13 protein-coding genes are annotated in these 14,931 nt (G+C 70.6%); 8 read left to right on the forward strand and 5 right to left on the reverse strand.

The window, feature by feature from the left end; genetic code table 11:
• Window positions 1–15: 15 nt before the first annotated feature.
• On the forward strand, window positions 16–2,583 hold the full coding sequence (locus HDG69_RS02750; RefSeq protein ID WP_171782233.1) for an ATP-dependent Clp protease ATP-binding subunit: 2,568 nt from the start codon (window positions 16–18) through the stop codon (window positions 2,581–2,583).
• 89 nt (window positions 2,584–2,672) lie between these two features.
• Here HDG69_RS02750 and HDG69_RS02755 read toward each other — a convergent pair whose 3' ends face one another.
• The 4 genes from HDG69_RS02755 to HDG69_RS02770 all read right to left on the reverse strand — a co-directional run bounded on the left by HDG69_RS02755 (window position 2,673) and on the right by HDG69_RS02770 (window position 5,729).
• Complete coding sequence (locus HDG69_RS02755; RefSeq protein ID WP_171782234.1) at window positions 2,673–3,053, reverse strand: hypothetical protein; 381 nt, start codon at window positions 3,051–3,053, stop codon at window positions 2,673–2,675.
• Complete coding sequence (locus HDG69_RS02760; RefSeq protein ID WP_171782235.1) at window positions 3,050–3,742, reverse strand: HAD hydrolase-like protein; 693 nt, start codon at window positions 3,740–3,742, stop codon at window positions 3,050–3,052. Before HDG69_RS02760 ends, HDG69_RS02755 begins: the two co-directional genes overlap by 4 nt.
• A gap of 31 nt (window positions 3,743–3,773) precedes the next feature.
• On the reverse strand, window positions 3,774–4,787 hold the full coding sequence (locus HDG69_RS02765; RefSeq protein ID WP_425484005.1) for an NAD-dependent epimerase/dehydratase family protein: 1,014 nt from the start codon (window positions 4,785–4,787) through the stop codon (window positions 3,774–3,776).
• A gap of 150 nt (window positions 4,788–4,937) precedes the next feature.
• Window positions 4,938–5,729 carry an IclR family transcriptional regulator gene (locus tag HDG69_RS02770; protein WP_171782237.1) on the reverse strand — a complete coding sequence of 264 codons (792 nt, stop codon included), beginning with the start codon at window positions 5,727–5,729 and terminating at the stop codon, window positions 4,938–4,940.
• Between the two features lie 66 nt (window positions 5,730–5,795).
• Here HDG69_RS02770 and HDG69_RS02775 point away from each other — a divergent pair, with 66 nt between their 5' ends.
• Window positions 5,796–6,437 carry a bifunctional 4-hydroxy-2-oxoglutarate aldolase/2-dehydro-3-deoxy-phosphogluconate aldolase gene (locus HDG69_RS02775; protein ID WP_171782238.1) on the forward strand — a complete coding sequence of 214 codons (642 nt, stop codon included), beginning with the start codon at window positions 5,796–5,798 and terminating at the stop codon, window positions 6,435–6,437.
• Window positions 6,434–7,540, forward strand: a complete 1,107-nt coding sequence (locus HDG69_RS02780; RefSeq protein WP_171782239.1) for a sugar kinase — start codon at window positions 6,434–6,436, stop codon at window positions 7,538–7,540. Before HDG69_RS02775 ends, HDG69_RS02780 begins: the two co-directional genes overlap by 4 nt.
• Window positions 7,541–7,589: 49 nt before the next feature.
• On the opposite strand, the gene HDG69_RS02785 is transcribed toward HDG69_RS02780, so the two are convergent.
• Window positions 7,590–8,651: a LacI family DNA-binding transcriptional regulator gene (locus tag HDG69_RS02785; protein WP_171782240.1), complete on the reverse strand. Its 1,062-nt coding sequence runs from the start codon at window positions 8,649–8,651 to the stop codon at window positions 7,590–7,592.
• 280 nt (window positions 8,652–8,931) lie between these two features.
• On the opposite strand from HDG69_RS02785, the gene HDG69_RS02790 reads away from it, so the two are divergent.
• The 5 genes from HDG69_RS02790 (at window position 8,932) to HDG69_RS02810 (ending at window position 14,923) form a co-directional block, all read left to right on the forward strand.
• Entirely contained in the window at window positions 8,932–9,963 is a 1,032-nt protein-coding gene (locus tag HDG69_RS02790; RefSeq protein WP_171782241.1) for an ABC transporter permease, read from the forward strand.
• Entirely contained in the window at window positions 9,960–10,877 is a 918-nt protein-coding gene (locus HDG69_RS02795) for a carbohydrate ABC transporter permease (protein WP_425484006.1), read from the forward strand. Before HDG69_RS02790 ends, HDG69_RS02795 begins: the two co-directional genes overlap by 4 nt.
• Window positions 10,878–10,945: 68 nt before the next feature.
• Entirely contained in the window at window positions 10,946–12,616 is a 1,671-nt protein-coding gene (locus HDG69_RS02800; RefSeq protein ID WP_246255961.1) for an ABC transporter substrate-binding protein, read from the forward strand.
• Window positions 12,617–12,701: 85 nt separating this feature from the next.
• Window positions 12,702–14,237 (forward strand): GH39 family glycosyl hydrolase, encoded by a 1,536-nt coding sequence (locus tag HDG69_RS02805; RefSeq protein WP_171782243.1) that lies wholly within the window; start codon window positions 12,702–12,704, stop codon window positions 14,235–14,237.
• A gap of 2 nt (window positions 14,238–14,239) precedes the next feature.
• A complete protein-coding gene (locus tag HDG69_RS02810) occupies window positions 14,240–14,923 on the forward strand; it encodes a glycosyltransferase (protein ID WP_171782244.1) in 684 nt (227 codons plus the stop codon).
• The last annotated feature ends 8 nt before the right edge of the window (window positions 14,924–14,931 follow it).

The raw sequence follows: 14,931 nt of genomic DNA on the forward strand, positions 1-14,931 counted from the left end.
GTGAGGGAGCAGCACATGTTCGAGAGATTTACGGACCGAGCCCGTCGGGTGGTCGTCCTCGCGCAGGAAGAAGCGAGGATGCTCAACCACAACTACATCGGCACCGAGCACATCCTGCTCGGCCTCATCCACGAGGGTGAGGGCGTGGCGGCGAAGGCGCTGGAGTCGTTGGGCATCTCGCTCGACGGCGTGCGCGCGCAGGTCACCGAGATCATCGGTGAGGGCCAGCAGGCCCCGAGCGGGCACATCCCGTTCACCCCGCGCGCCAAGAAGGTGCTGGAGCTGTCGCTGCGCGAGGCGCTGCAGCTGGGCCACAACTACATCGGCACCGAGCACATCCTGCTCGGCCTCATCCGCGAGGGTGAGGGCGTCGCAGCCCAGGTGCTCACCAAGATGGGCGCTGACCTGAACAAGGTGCGCCAGCAGGTCATCCAGCTGCTCAGCGGCTACCAGGGCAAGGAGCCCGTGGCTGCCGGCGGCCCGCAGGAGGGGCAGCCCTCCGGGTCCGCGGTGCTGGACCAGTTCGGTCGCAACCTGACGCAGGCGGCCCGCGAGGGCAAGCTCGACCCGGTGATCGGCCGCAAGCTCGAGGTCGAGCGGGTCATGCAGGTGCTGTCGCGCCGCACCAAGAACAACCCCGTCCTCATCGGCGAGCCCGGCGTCGGCAAGACCGCCGTCGTCGAGGGCCTGGCGCAGGACATCGTGCGCGGCGACGTGCCCGAGACGCTCAAGGACAAGCAGCTCTACACGCTGGACCTCGGGGCGCTCGTGGCCGGCTCGCGCTACCGCGGTGACTTCGAGGAGCGCCTCAAGAAGGTGCTCAAGGAGATCCGCACCCGCGGCGACATCATCCTGTTCATCGACGAGATCCACACCCTCGTCGGGGCCGGGGCCGCCGAGGGCGCGATCGACGCCGCCAGCATCCTCAAGCCGATGCTGGCGCGCGGCGAGCTGCAGACGATCGGTGCCACGACGCTCGACGAGTACCGCAAGCACGTGGAGAAGGACCCGGCCCTGGAGCGCCGCTTCCAGCCGATCCAGGTCAACGAGCCGTCCCTCGAGCACGCGATCGAGATCCTCAAGGGTCTGCGCGACCGGTACGAGGCGCACCACCGGGTGTCCATCACGGACGCCGCCCTCGTCTCGGCCGCCCAGCTCGCCGACCGGTACATCAACGACCGGTACCTGCCGGACAAGGCGATCGACCTCATCGACGAGGCGGGCGCGCGCCTGCGCATCCGTCGGATGACGGCCCCGCCTGAGCTCAAGGAGCTCGACGAGCAGATCGCCGACGCCCGCCGCGACAAGGAGTCGGCGATCGACGACCAGGACTTCGAGAAGGCCGCCGGGCTGCGCGACACCGAGAAGCAGCTCTCGCAGCAGCGCGCCGAGAAGGAGAAGGCCTGGAAGTCGGGCGACCTCGACACCGTCGCGGAGGTCGACGAGGAGCTCGTCGCCGAGGTGCTGGCGATGTCGACCGGCATCCCGGTCGTCAAGCTCACCGAGGAGGAGTCGAGCAAGCTCCTGCACATGGAGGACGAGCTGCACAAGCGGGTCGTCGGCCAGGACGTCGCCATCAAGGCGCTGTCCCAGGCGATCCGGCGCACGCGTGCGGGTCTGAAGGACCCGAAGCGCCCCGGTGGTTCGTTCATCTTCGCCGGGCCCACCGGCGTCGGGAAGACCGAGCTCGCCAAGGCGCTCGCCGAGTTCCTGTTCGGTGACGAGGACGCGCTCATCCAGCTCGACATGTCCGAGTTCTCGGAGAAGCACACGGTCTCGCGGCTGTTCGGCTCGCCCCCCGGCTACGTCGGGTACGACGAGGGTGGACAGCTCACCGAGAAGGTGCGCCGCCGTCCGTTCTCCGTCGTGCTGTTCGACGAGGTGGAGAAGGCCCACGCGGACATCTTCAACTCGCTGCTGCAGGTGCTCGAGGACGGTCGTCTCACCGACTCCCAGGGTCGCGTGGTCGACTTCAAGAACACCGTCATCATCATGACGACGAACCTCGGCACGCGGGACATCGCCAAGGGCGTCCAGACCGGCTTCAACGCCGGTGGCGACCTGGCGACGGACTACCAGCGCATGCGGGCGAAGGTCAACGAGGAGCTCAAGCAGCACTTCCGGCCGGAGTTCCTCAACCGTGTGGACGACACGATCGTGTTCCCGCAGCTGTCCGAGCAGGAGATCATCGAGATCGTCGACCTCGAGGTCGCCAAGCTGGACAAGCGTCTGCGCGACAAGGACATGGGCATCGACCTCACCCCGGCGGCCAAGAAGCTGCTGGCGGAGAAGGGGTACGACCCGGTCCTCGGTGCGCGGCCGCTCAAGCGGGCCATCCAGCGGGAGATCGAGGACGCGCTGTCCGAGAAGATCCTGTTCGGCGAGCTCAAGGCCGGCCAGATGGTCCTCGTCGACGGCGAGGGCGAGGGGATCCTCGGGGAGTTCACCTTCCGCGGGGTGCCGAAGTCCGAGCACGACCGGGGGCCCGTCTCGGTGGGCGCCGCCGCGGCGCTCGACGCGCCGACCGGCGTCTCGGTGAAGGACCTGCCGCCGACGGGTCAGATGCAGGCCGGCGCTGAGTAGTGCGATGTAGCCCGCCTGCTGCGTGACGACGAAGGCCCCGGACCCTCCTCACAGGGTCCGGGGCCTTCGTCGTCAGGCCACGGCCTCCGCTACTGCCGCGTGGCCGCTGCGACGGCGGCCCGCAGCCGGCCGGCGAACCCGTGGGCGTTCCAGCAGCGCACCGACAGGGCGCTGTCGTCGGTGTGCGCGGTGACGATCCCGGTCAGCACGCCCCACCGGTAGGTCACGCGGGTCACCTCGGCCAGCTCGACCGCGGCGTCCAGCGGGCCGGAGTGCACCGACCGGTTGAGGGCGTTGGGTGCGAACGCCAGCGTGGTGGTCGTCAGCGTGACGCGTCCGCCGACCCAGAGGCCGCCGTAGCCCCGGCGGATCATCCACAGCACCGGGCCGAGCCGCCACCAGGGGACGCTGGGGGCGGCGTCGCGCACGAGGGCGTTCGCCACCTTGGTCTCGAGCAGCGTGCCGCTCACGCGAGACGCCCCGCGGAGGCCCCCAGCCGGGTGAGCACCGCGCCCGCGAGCCCTGCGACGTCGTCGAGGAGCCCGACGGCGCCCGCTGCCGCCAGCTCTCCTGGGGCGGCGTAGCCCCACGTCACGCCCAGGCAGTCGATGCCGTGCTCCGCGGCGCCGTGCACGTCGTGCTCCCGGTCGCCGACCATGAGGACCGGGCCGTCGGCCGGTGTCGCCGGGGACGTGCGCCCGAGCGCGGCGAGGGCCTTCGCGATCACGTCGGCCTTGGTCGAGGTCGCCTCGTCCAGCGGGGCACCGAACACGCCGTCGAGCAGCTCGGTGAGGCCGAACCGCTCGCAGATCGGCCGGGCGTAGACCTCGGGCTTGGACGTCGCGACGGCGAGGGTGCACCCGGCCTCGCGCAGCTCCCGCAGGGCCGCGGGGACGCCGTCGAACACGGCGTTGTCGAACATGCCCCCGGCGGTGAACGCCGCCCGGTAGGCGGCCAGCGCCTCACCGACCCGTCCCGGCGGCACGCCGTGCGCGGGGAACGAGTCGGTGATCGGCGGGCCGACGAAGGAGCGCAGCGTGGCGGCGTCGGGCACCTCGAGGTCGAGGGCGCGGTAGGCGTGCGCCGCCGACGCGGTGATGCCTGGCGCCGAGTCCATGAGCGTGCCGTCGAGGTCGAGCAGGACGAGGGGAGAGTTCACCGCGCCAGGTTACGCGCGCGGGCCGGCAGTCTCAGACCGACCGGGCGTGCTCCACGAGCCGGTCGAAGGCCCGGTCTCGCGTCTCGTCGACCGCCTGCGCCTCCGGGTGCGCGTCGTACCACGCGATCTGCTCGTGAGCACCCTGGTCGTAGGTGATGGTGGTCCTGAACTCCGGTACGAGCGCCTGCAGCTTGGCGCAGTCGAAGAGCATCGAGTGCGCCTTGTCGCCGAGCAGGCCGTCGCCGTCGTCGGGCAGCACGCGGGCGATCGTCTCCGACGCCACGTGCACGATCTCCGGGTCGGGCACGCCCGCTGCCGCACCGAGCCAGGTGTAGACCTGGTCCCAGGTCGGTGCGTGGGTGCCCATGATCTGGAACGTGTCGCCGACGGCCAGGGGGTGGCCGAGCAGGCCGACGAACCCGACGGCGAAGTCCTCGGTGTGCGTCAGCGTCCACAGGCTCGTGCCGTCGCCGTGCACGACGACGGGCCGGCCGGCGCGCATCCGGGCGACGTCGGTCCACTGCCCGGTGGTGGGGATCAGGGTGCGGTCGTAGGTGTGGCTGGGGCGCACGATCGTGGCCGGGAAGGCGTCCTCGCGGTGGGCGCGGACGAGGAGGTCCTCGCCGGTGATCTTGTCGCGGGAGTACTGCCAGTACGGGTTGCGCAGCGGGGTCGACTCGGTGACCGGCAGGCGCGAGGGCGGGGTCTGGTAGGCCGACGCGCTCGAGATGAACACGTACTGGCCGGTGCGCCCCGTGAACCTCTCGACGTCGCGGGCCACGTGGTCGGGGGAGAAGGCGCGGAACTGGGCGACGACGTCGAAGTCGCGACCGGCCAGCGCGGCGTCGACCGCGGCGTCGTCGGCGACGTCCGCGACGAGGGTCTCGACCTCGTCGGGCAGGGGGCGGGTGGCCGAACGGCCGCGGTTGAGGACGGTGACGCGGTGGCCGAGGGCCACGGCGCGGGTGACGGATGCGGCGCTGATGATGCCGGAGCCGCCGATGAAGAGCAGGTCGAGCGGGTTGCGGGATCGCGGGGTGGTCATGGCAGCCATGGTGCCCGACGGCGGGGCCTCCGGCTGCGTGCGACGCTGTGGAACCTCAGCCTTCGCGTGCTGATGCGTGAGCCGGCGTTGCGGCAAGAGTGGGCGACGTCGTGGAACCTCGCACGTCACGACCTGAAGAGTGAGCCTCCGCTACGGCGCCGGCGGCACGGCGAGGCCGGCGGGCAGCACCGTGGGCAGGAGCTCGCGCAGGGCCGAGATCCGCGCGTCGCGCGCGGGGCCGGTCATGCGCTCGACGGGCGCCGTGATCGAGACCGCGGCGAGCGGCCGACCGGCCCGGAGCACGGCGACGGCGGCGCAGGCGATGCCGGGTTCGTTCTCCTCGGTCTCGGTGGCGACGCCGGTCCGTCGAGCCTCGTCCACCGCCGCCCGGAGCCGGTCGGTGGTGGTCCCGGGTGCGGTGTACGCGGCGAGCGCGGCCTCGGTCTCGGGTGTGCCGCCGTCGGGCCCGGCAGAGAGCGGCCCGGCAGAGAGCGGCCCGGCGGCGAGCAGCGCACGTCCCAGCGCGGTCGTGGCCGCGGGGCGCCGTCGTCCGACGGCGGACCAGACGCGCACCGCCCGTCGCGGCTCGACCTTCTCCAGGTAGACGACCTCCTGGCCGGCGAGGACGCCGAGATGGACGAGCTCGTCGACCTCGGCGCTGAGAGCGTCGAGGGCGGGCCGCAGCAGGGCGGGCAGGTTCTCCTCGGCGAGGAACGCGCTGGCGAGGCCGAGCACGGCCGGGCCGAGGCGGTAGGTGCCGTCGGCGGACTGCTCGGCGTAGCCCCGGTGGCGCAGGGCCGCCAGCGTGCGGTGCAGCGTGGACTTGTTGGCACCGACCTCCGTGGAGAGGGCCGCGAGGGAGGTCCCGTCGGCGCCGGCGCGGCCGAGTGCGTCGAGGGTGAGCAGCGCCTTGTCGACGCTGCCGAGAGGGCTGGGTTCCATGGCGGCCGTCCGGTAGAGTGTTTCGCAGTGAACAACAGACGTTCACCATAGCGAAACGGAGAGCAGATGTCACCCGCCGACACCCTGGCGTCCCTGAAGAAGCACCGGCTCGTCCCCGTCGTCGTGGTCGACGGCGCGGACCAGGGCGTCCGTCTCGCCGAGGCGCTCGCGGACGGCGGGCTCCCGGTCGCCGAGATCACCCTGCGGACCGCCGGCGGCCTCGAGGCGATCCGCGCCGTCGCCCGCGACCGCCCGGACGTCGTCGTGGGCGCGGGGACCGTCACCCACGCGACCCAGGTCGACGCCGTCGTCGACGCCGGGGCGCGCTACATCGTCTCGCCCGGCCTGTCGCGCCACGTCGTCGAGCGCGCCCAGCACCACGGGGTCCCCGTGCTGCCCGGCGTCGCCACCCCGACCGAGATCATGGCCGCGCTCGACCTCGGCGTCGAGACCGTCAAGCTCTTCCCGGCCTCCGTCGTCGGCGGACCGGCAGCGCTCAAGGCGTTCGCCGCACCCTTCCCCGACCTCCGGTTCGTCCCGACCGGTGGCGTGAGCGCCACCAACCTCGGCGAGTACCTGGCGCTGAAGCCGGTCCTGGCCGTCGGCGGCTCCTGGATGGTCGCCAAGAGCCTCGTCGACGCCGGCGACTGGGCCGAGATCACCCGACTGACCACCGAGGCCGTCGACCTCGTGAAGGAGAACTCATGAGCAACCCGTCCATCACCACCCGCCCCGCCGCCGAGTGCCGCTACGACGCCGTCGCCCTCGGCGAGGTCATGCTGCGCCTCGACCCGGGCGACCGACGCATCCGCACCACGCGGAGCTTCGACGTCTGGGAGGGCGGCGGCGAGTACAACGTCGCCCGCGGGCTGCGGCGGTGCTTCGGGCTGCGCGGCGCGATCGTCACGGCGCTCGCGGACAACGAGGTCGGACGCCTCGTCGAGGACTGCATGCTCACCGGCGGTCTCGACACGTCCTGGGTGCAGTGGCGCGACTTCGACGGCATCGGCCGCGAGGTCCGCAACGGCCTGAACTTCACCGAGCGCGGCTTCGGGGTACGCGGGGCCATCGGGGCCAGCGACCGAGGGCACACCGCGATCTCGCAGATGCGGCCCGACGACGTCGACTGGGACGCGCTGTTCGGCTCCGGGGTGCGGTGGCTGCACACGGGCGGCATCTTCGCCGCGCTGTCCGAGTCCGCCGCGGACGTGGCCGAGGCCGCGATGTCCGCCGCGCGACGGCACGGCACGGTGGTGTCCTACGACCTCAACTACCGGCCCTCGCTGTGGAAGGGCATCGGCGGCGTGGAGCGGGCGCGCGAGGTCAACCGCCGGCTCGCCCACCACGTCGACGTGATGATCGGCAACGAGGAGGACTTCACCGCCTCTCTCGGGTTCGAGGTCGAGGGGGTCTCCGAGGACCTGACGGACCTGGACACGGGGGCCTTCCGGGCGATGATCGGCACGGCGGCCGAGGCGTACCCGAACTTCCAGGTGATCGCCACGACGCTGCGCGGCGTCAAGAGCGCGTCGGTGAACGACTGGGGCGCCATCGCGTGGTCGCGCGCCGAGGGCTTCGTCGAGGCGACCCACCGCGCGGACCTGGAGATCTTCGACCGCGTCGGCGGCGGCGACTCCTTCGCCTCGGGCCTGGCCTACGGCCTCATGGAGCTCGGCTCGCTGGCCGAGGCGGTCGAGTACGGCGCCGCGCACGGCGCGCTGGCGATGACGACCCCGGGCGACACGACGACGGCGACCCTCGCCGAGGTCGCCAAGCTCGCCTCCGGGGGCAGCGCCCGGGTCCAGCGCTGACCCACCCCGCCACCCACGACGAGGGGCGCGCGGGCGGCGGCGGGAGCGGTCAGGGCGGCGGGGCGGTGGACTCGCGGACGATCAGCTCCGTGGCGAGGTTGACCCTCGTGACCTCCGGGCGGACGCCGGCGGCGAGGTCGAGGACGATGCGAGTCGCGGCCGACGCCATCTCGGTCAGCGGCTGACGGACCGTGGTGAGCGCCGGTGAGGTCCAGCGGGCGATCGGCAGGTCGTCGTAGCCGACCACGGACAGGTCCGCCGGGACGCGCAGCCCGAGCTCCTGCGCGGCCCGCAGCACGCCCATCGCCTGCATGTCCGACCCGGCGAAGATGGCCGTCGGGCGGTCGGCACGGTCGAGGAGCCGTCGGGTGGCCGCATAGCCCGCCTCCACGTAGAAGTTGCCCGCGTCCACGAGGCCGGGGTCGACGTCGATCCCGGCGGTCTCCAGCGCGCTGCGGTAGCCGTCGAGCCGGGCGCGGCTGCACAGCATGTCCGAGGGGCCGCCGATCGCGGCGATCCGCCGGTGGCCGAGCTCGACGAGGTGCCGGGTGGCTGCCAGGCCGCCGTTCCAGTTGTCCGATCCCACGGTGGGCACGTCGGCCGGTGTGTCGCCGTCGGTGTCGATGACGACGAACGGGATCGCGCGGCTCACCAGGCGTCTCTGCTGAGTCTCGGTGAGCTGGGAGGCGACGAGCAGGACACCGACCGGTGGACGGGCGAGAGTCGTCTCGAGCCAGGTGCGCGGTGGGCGGTGCTCGCCTCCCAGCTCGGAGAGGATCACGCTGGTGCGGGCCGCGGCAGCAGCGCGCTCGACGCCGCGGATGATCTCCATGGACCAGGTCGAGCCGAGCTGGTGGAAGACCAGGTCGACCAGTCCGGCGCCGTCGGGCGGGGCACCGGGGCGCCGTCGCCGGTACTGGTGCCGTTCCAGCGCCTCCTCGACTCGTCGTCGAGTGGCCGGTGCGACGTCGGCCCGCCCGTTGAGCACCTTCGAGACGGTCGGGACGGACACCCCGATCTCCCGCGCAACCTGCGCGATCGTCGGTGGTGGTCCGGACCTCGCGGGCGAGGGTGTGCCCGGCGGGGACGGTGAGGTAGTGCCCTGGGTCATCCGGTCTTCCGTCGTTCGGGGTGTGTCGCAGTCGCTCGCAACTTTCGGCCACACAGTACTCCAGGTGGGACGGCGAAAACGTTGTCATGGCATCGTTCTCACCCGCTCGGCCCCGATTCGCCAGCCGAGATCGAGACAGGACCGTGATGGAGGCAGCGCTTGACCGGATGTGATCTACGCCCTAGTCTCCCGATTGCGGAAACGTTTTCTATGACGAAACTTTCGTTCGCGGCATCGCTGCCGCGCCGAAGCACGACGACGTGACGGACCAGGAGCGCGCATGGCACGAGGAACAGGCACGGTGGTCACCGCGCCCGTGGAGGTGAGTGCGACCGACGCCTCGCTCGCCGGCACCGGCGGGCGTGGTCGTGGGGCGGGGCGTCGGCGCACACGTCCCCGGAGGCCGGGACAGCAGACGTGGGCCGCGGCGATCCGCAAGGACTGGCGGCTGTACTCGTTCGTCGTGCTGCCGCTGCTCTTCTTCGCCGTCTTCAAGTACGCACCGATGCTGGGCAACGTCATCGCCTTCCGGCGGTTCCGGCCCGGTGGCAGCGTCCTCGGGGACGAGTGGGTGGGCTTCTACTACTTCGAGATGTTCATCCACAACCAGCAGTTCTGGCAGGTCTTCTGGAACACGGTCATCCTCGGCCTGCTCACCCTGCTGATCTGCTTCCCGCTGCCGATCGTGCTCGCGCTGCTGCTCAACGAGCTGCGCTCGCGCCGCTTCAAGAAGATCATCCAGACGATCTCCTACCTGCCGCACTTCATGTCGATCGTCATCGTCGCCGGGCTGGTGCTCCAGCTCACCGCGGTGACGGGGACCGTCAACCAGATCATCGGCGCGTTCGGCGGCGACGCGGTCGCCTTCATGCAGCAACCCGAGTGGTTCCGCACGATCTACGTCAGCTCCGAGGTCTGGCAGACGGTGGGGTGGGGGACGATCCTCTACCTCGCGGCGCTGACCACGATCGACGACCAGCTCTACGAGGCGTCTCGCATCGACGGCGCCAACCGATGGAAGCAGACGTGGCACATCACGCTGCCCGGTATCCGCCCCACGATGATGGTCCTGCTCATCCTCAACATCGGTTCGTTCATGGCGGTCGGCTTCGAGAAGGTGCTGCTGCTGCAGAACCCGCTCATCTACTCCACCGCGGACGTCATCTCCACCTATCTGTACCGGGTGGGCATCCAGTCGGCCCAGTTCTCCTACGGCACGGCGATCGGCCTCTTCGAGGCGCTCATCGGGCTCGTCCTCGTCTTCTCCGCGAACTACGCCTCGCGCCGCATGGTTGGAGCCTCGCTGTGGTGATCAACACGTCCACCCCCGATCTCGCCGCCGTCCGCAGCGAGCCGACGACGGTCAAGGACACCCGGGGCTACCGGGCGTTCCGTGTCGCGAACGTCATCATCCTGCTGAGCGTCTGCGCGGTGACCCTCTACCCGTTCGTCAACCTCGTCGCCAAGGCCTTCTCGTCCGAGGGCTTCATCGCCGCCGGAGAGGTCAACCTCTGGCCACGCGGGTTCAACATCGACACGTTCCGGTACGTCATGGGCGACCAGATGTTCTGGCTCAACTACCGCAACACGGTGCTCTACACGGTCGTCGGGACCTTCATCTCGATGGTGCTGACCTCGACGTTCGCGTACGCCATCAGCAAGCCGCACCTCAAGGGGCGGACGTTCTTCATCTGGGTCGCCGTCTTCACGATGTTCTTCAGCGGCGGGCTCATCCCCAACTACATCCTGGTCGCGAACGTGCTCGGGATGCGGAACACGATGTGGGCGATCGTCGTGCCGACCGCGATCTCGGTGTTCAACCTGCTGGTGATGAAGTCCTTCTTCGAGAACTTCCCCGCCGACCTCGAGGAGGCCGCGGCGATCGACGGCCTGACCACCTACGGGATCTTCCTCCGGGTGGTGCTCCCGCTCTCGAAGGCCGTGCTCGCCACGATGACGCTCTTCTACGCCGTCGGGATGTGGAACTCGTGGTTCAGCGCGTTCCTCTATCTCGACCAGCGTGAGCTCTTCCCGGTGACGGTCTACCTGCGCAACATGATCGCCGCCGCCGGTCCCGCGGTCGACCCGAGTCAGGACGCCGTCCAGATCGGGGCCAACATCCAGTCGGTGACGATGCTGCTCACCGTGCTGCCCATCATCTGTTTCTACCCGTTCATCCAGAGGTACTTCGTCTCCGGGATCATGCTCGGCTCGGTCAAGGGTTGACCGTGCGGGCCGTCCCGGGAAAGCCGGTCGATGTCGAGAGCGACGACGCTCATCACACGAGGAGAGATATGAACACCAACAGGATGCGTACGGCCACCGCCGTCGTGTCGGCCACGGCCCTGGCCCTCGGCCTGGCGGCCTGCGGCAGCAGCGACGACGACGCGGGCACGGGCGAGGAGAGCCCCGACGGCGGCGTCGCCATCGGGGCGGACCAGTCCGTCGGAGCGATGGAGGACTTCGGTGTCGGGACCACGTTCCAGGCCACCGAGCCCGTCACGTTCTCGCTGATGTACCGGGACCACCCGAACTACGAGGTGACCGACGACTGGTCGATCTTCGAGCACCTCGAGCAGGACCACGGGGTGACGTTCTCACGGACCGACATCCCGCTGGCCGACTGGGAGCAGAAGCGGTCGCTGCTGATCGGTTCCGGCGAGGCCGCCGACCTCATGCCGGTGACCTATCCCGGCCAGGAGACGCAGTTCGTGTCCGGCGGGTCGCTCCTGCCGGTCTCCGACTACCTGGAGTACCTGCCCAACTTCCGGCAGAAGGTCGAGGAGTGGGGTCTGCAGGAGGAGATCGACAACCTCCGTCAGGACGACGACAAGTACTACATGCTGCCCGGCATCCGGGAGATCCCCGACGTCCAGTACTCGGTCGTGATCCGTGACGACCTGTGGCGTGAGGCCGGCATCACCGAGGACCCTCAGACCTGGGAGGAGTTCGCCGAGGATCTCCAGACGGTCCAGGACGCCCACCCCGAGCTCGACTACGCGTTCTCCGACCGGTGGACCGACGGTCAGCCGCTCGGCGCACTGCTCAACGTCATGGGACCGAACTTCGGCGCTGCCGGCGGCTGGGGCTACGCCAACACCTGGTACGACGAGCAGGCCGACGAGTTCGTCTTCAACGGGGCCAGCGACCAGTACCGCGCGATGCTCGAGACCGTGCGCGGCATGGTCGAGGCCGGCGTCATGGACCCGGAGATCACCCAGAGCGACGACCAGGCGGAGCAGAAGTTCATCTCGGGCCGCTCGGCTGCGCTGTCGAGCAACACCCAGGAGATCACCGCCCACCGGACCAAGTTCGCCGACGCAGGGGTCGACGCCGAGCTGCGTCTGCTCGTCATCCCGGGCGGACCGTTCGGGGACAACCTCGCGGCGAGCCGACTGTCCTCGGGGCTGATGATCGCCAGCGCGGCCGCGGAGAAGCCTCACTTCGAGGCGTTGCTGCAGTACATCGACTGGCAGTACTACTCGGACGAGGGCATCGAGTTCGCGCAGTGGGGCGTCGAGGGCGAGACGTTCGACCGGGAGGCCGACGGTACCCGGACGATGAAGGAGGACATCGGCTGGAACGCCATCAACCCGGACGCGTCGGAGCAGCTCAATGCCGACTACGGCTACAGCAACGGTGTGTTCCTGCTCGCCAACGGCACCACCCAGGATCTGCTCGAGTCGGTGATGTCCGACGAGATCAAGGAGTGGACCCGCGCCGTGCTGGAGCGCAAGGAGACCCTCCCCATCGCGCCGGCCGCGCGCCTCGACGAGCTCGAGCTGGAACAGACCTCCCTGCTGGACAGCCAGCTGAACGACGCCGTCCAGGCGGCGACGGCGGCCTTCATCACCGGCCAACGGTCGCTGGACGACTGGGACGCCTTCGCCGCCGAGATGGAAGGTCTGGGAGCCTCCCAGATCGTCGAGACGTACAACGCCGCCTACGCACGCCAGAGCGACTGACCAGCCACGGGGCGCCTCCGGACCACGGTCCGGGGGCGCCCCGCGCCGCCTGCTGAAGACCGCCACAGCACAGGAGAGCATCACCGTGACATCCCTCGTCGTGCCGTCCGAGCCCACCGGCGTCCTCTCGGACGCCTGGCGGACCTGTGTCGGCACCGGTCGGCTCAACCTCGCGCTGCGACGCGACCACCACGAGTCGCTCGCCCTGGCCCAGTCCGAGATCGGGTTCCGCCACGTACGGGGGCACGGGCTGCTCTCCGACGACATGGGCGTCCATCGCCCCTACGACGCCGCCGGGCACACGGGCACCCGGTACGGGTTCTCCTACGTCGACCAGGTCTTCGACGCCTGGCTGAGCCTCGGCATCCGGCCCTTCCTCGAGCTGGGGTTCATGCCGTCGGGCCTGGCGTCCGGGAGCCAGACCGTGTTCTGGTGGCAGGGGAACGTGACCCCGCCTCGCGACTACCGCGAGTGGGCGGACCTCGTCCAGCACCTGGTGCGCCACGCCGTCGATCGCTACGGGCTCGACGAGGTGCGCCGGTGGCCGATCGAGGTCTGGAACGAGCCGAACCTCACGCAGTTCTGGCAGGGCGCCTCGCAGGAGGAGTACTTCCGCCTGTACGAGGTCACGGCGGCAGCGGTCAAGGACGTCGACCCTGCCCTGCAGGTCGGAGGGCCAGCCGTCTCGCCGGGGGCGGACGACTGGTGGCAGCCGTTCGCGGACTTCGTCACGGACCGTGACGTGCCCGTGGACTTCCTGTCGTTCCACGCCTACACCGCCGGTCCGGCGCAGCACGTCCCGTTCGGGACCTACCAGTCGTTGCGTCCCCCGGAGGTGCTGCTGGAGCAGTTCGCCCGGCCCGCGCAGCTGCTCGCCGGGAGCCGGTTGGCGGGGCTGCCCGCCCACGTCACCGAGTTCAGCACGAGCTACCGACCGGACAACCCGGTGCACGACACGGCGTACCAGGCTGCCGCGTTGGCCCCGGTGCTCGCGCGGGGTGGCGACCTGGTGGACTCCTTCTCCTACTGGACGTTCTGCGACGTCTTCGAGGAGGAGGGGGTCCCCACCACGATGTTCCACGGCGGGTTCGGCATGCTCGGGCACCGGCAGGTCCGCAAGCCGGTGTTCCACCTGTACGCCTTCATGGCCCGGATGGGGCGCGACGTGCTGCAACGTGGCGCGGACCACCTGGTCACGCGAGGTGCCGGCGGGCGGCTCACGGTGCTCGCGTGGCAGCCCGTGGGGGGAAGTGAGGCGCCACCGGAGACGGATCGTCACGCGCTGCGCCTGACCCTGCCGGTGGGCCCGACGGCGTCGCGCGTCTCGGTCCACAGGTCGCGGGTGGACGAGCAGCGGGGCAACGCCTTCACCGCCTGGCGTCATCTCGGCCGGCCGGCCTCACCGACCAGCCGCCAGCTCGCCGTCCTGGAGGAGGCAGCACAGCCCGAGCGCTCGACGACCTCGCTGCCCGTGGCCGACGGGAGGGTCGAGCTGCGGATCGAGCTCGAACGCCACGAGGTCACGCTCGTCGAGATCGACGTCGTGGACGACGAGACCCCGCCGTGGCTCGACGACGCCCGCATCCTCGGCCGTGCCGGCGATCCCGGTCAGGGCGCCTGACGATGGCGGCGACCACGAGCAGCCGGGACTTCGGGGACGGCACGCTGAGCCGGGTGACCCGGGCCGTCTACTGGTACCTGGTGGTGGGGGTGCTCACCGCTCTCGGGTGCGCACCCACCCTGGTGCTGACGGCGCTGCTCGACCGGTCCAGCGGCAACGTCCTGCTCGTCCCGCTGTGCCTCGTGCCTGCCGTCCCGGTGTGGTCGGCGGCACTCTTCGCGATCGGACGCCGGCACGAGGCCGACGAGGCCGGACCGGCGCGGACGTTCGCCCGCGGGCTGCGGCTCACCGCCCGCGACGTGCTGGTCCTGGCCGCCCCCGCGCTCGCGTTGCTCGGGGTGATCGCCACGTCGGTGGTGCACCACGAGGCGGCGGGGGTGTCGGTGGGCTACGCGGCGGTCCTCGTGGTCGTGGGCGTCGGTGTGGTCCTGTGGCTGCTGCAGGTGCTGCTGCTCTGCTCGGCGTTCACCTTCCGCACCCGGGACGCTGCACGGCTCGCTCTCGAGCTCATGGGTCGGCACCTCCTGCCGACGGCGGGGCTTCTCGCGCTGCTCGTCGTGGCAGGGGCCGTGGTGTTCTGGTTCGGCGAGGCGGTCCTGACCTTGTTCGTCGTGGTGTGGCTGTGGTTCCTCCTGCGCACCGCCCAGCCCGTCCTGGAGGACGTCCGGCGGCGGTTCGTCGCCTGAGCCGGTGT

Origin of the sequence: Isoptericola halotolerans, assembly GCF_013149785.1 — a bacterium.
GTDB lineage: Bacteria > Actinomycetota > Actinomycetes > Actinomycetales > Cellulomonadaceae > Isoptericola > Isoptericola halotolerans.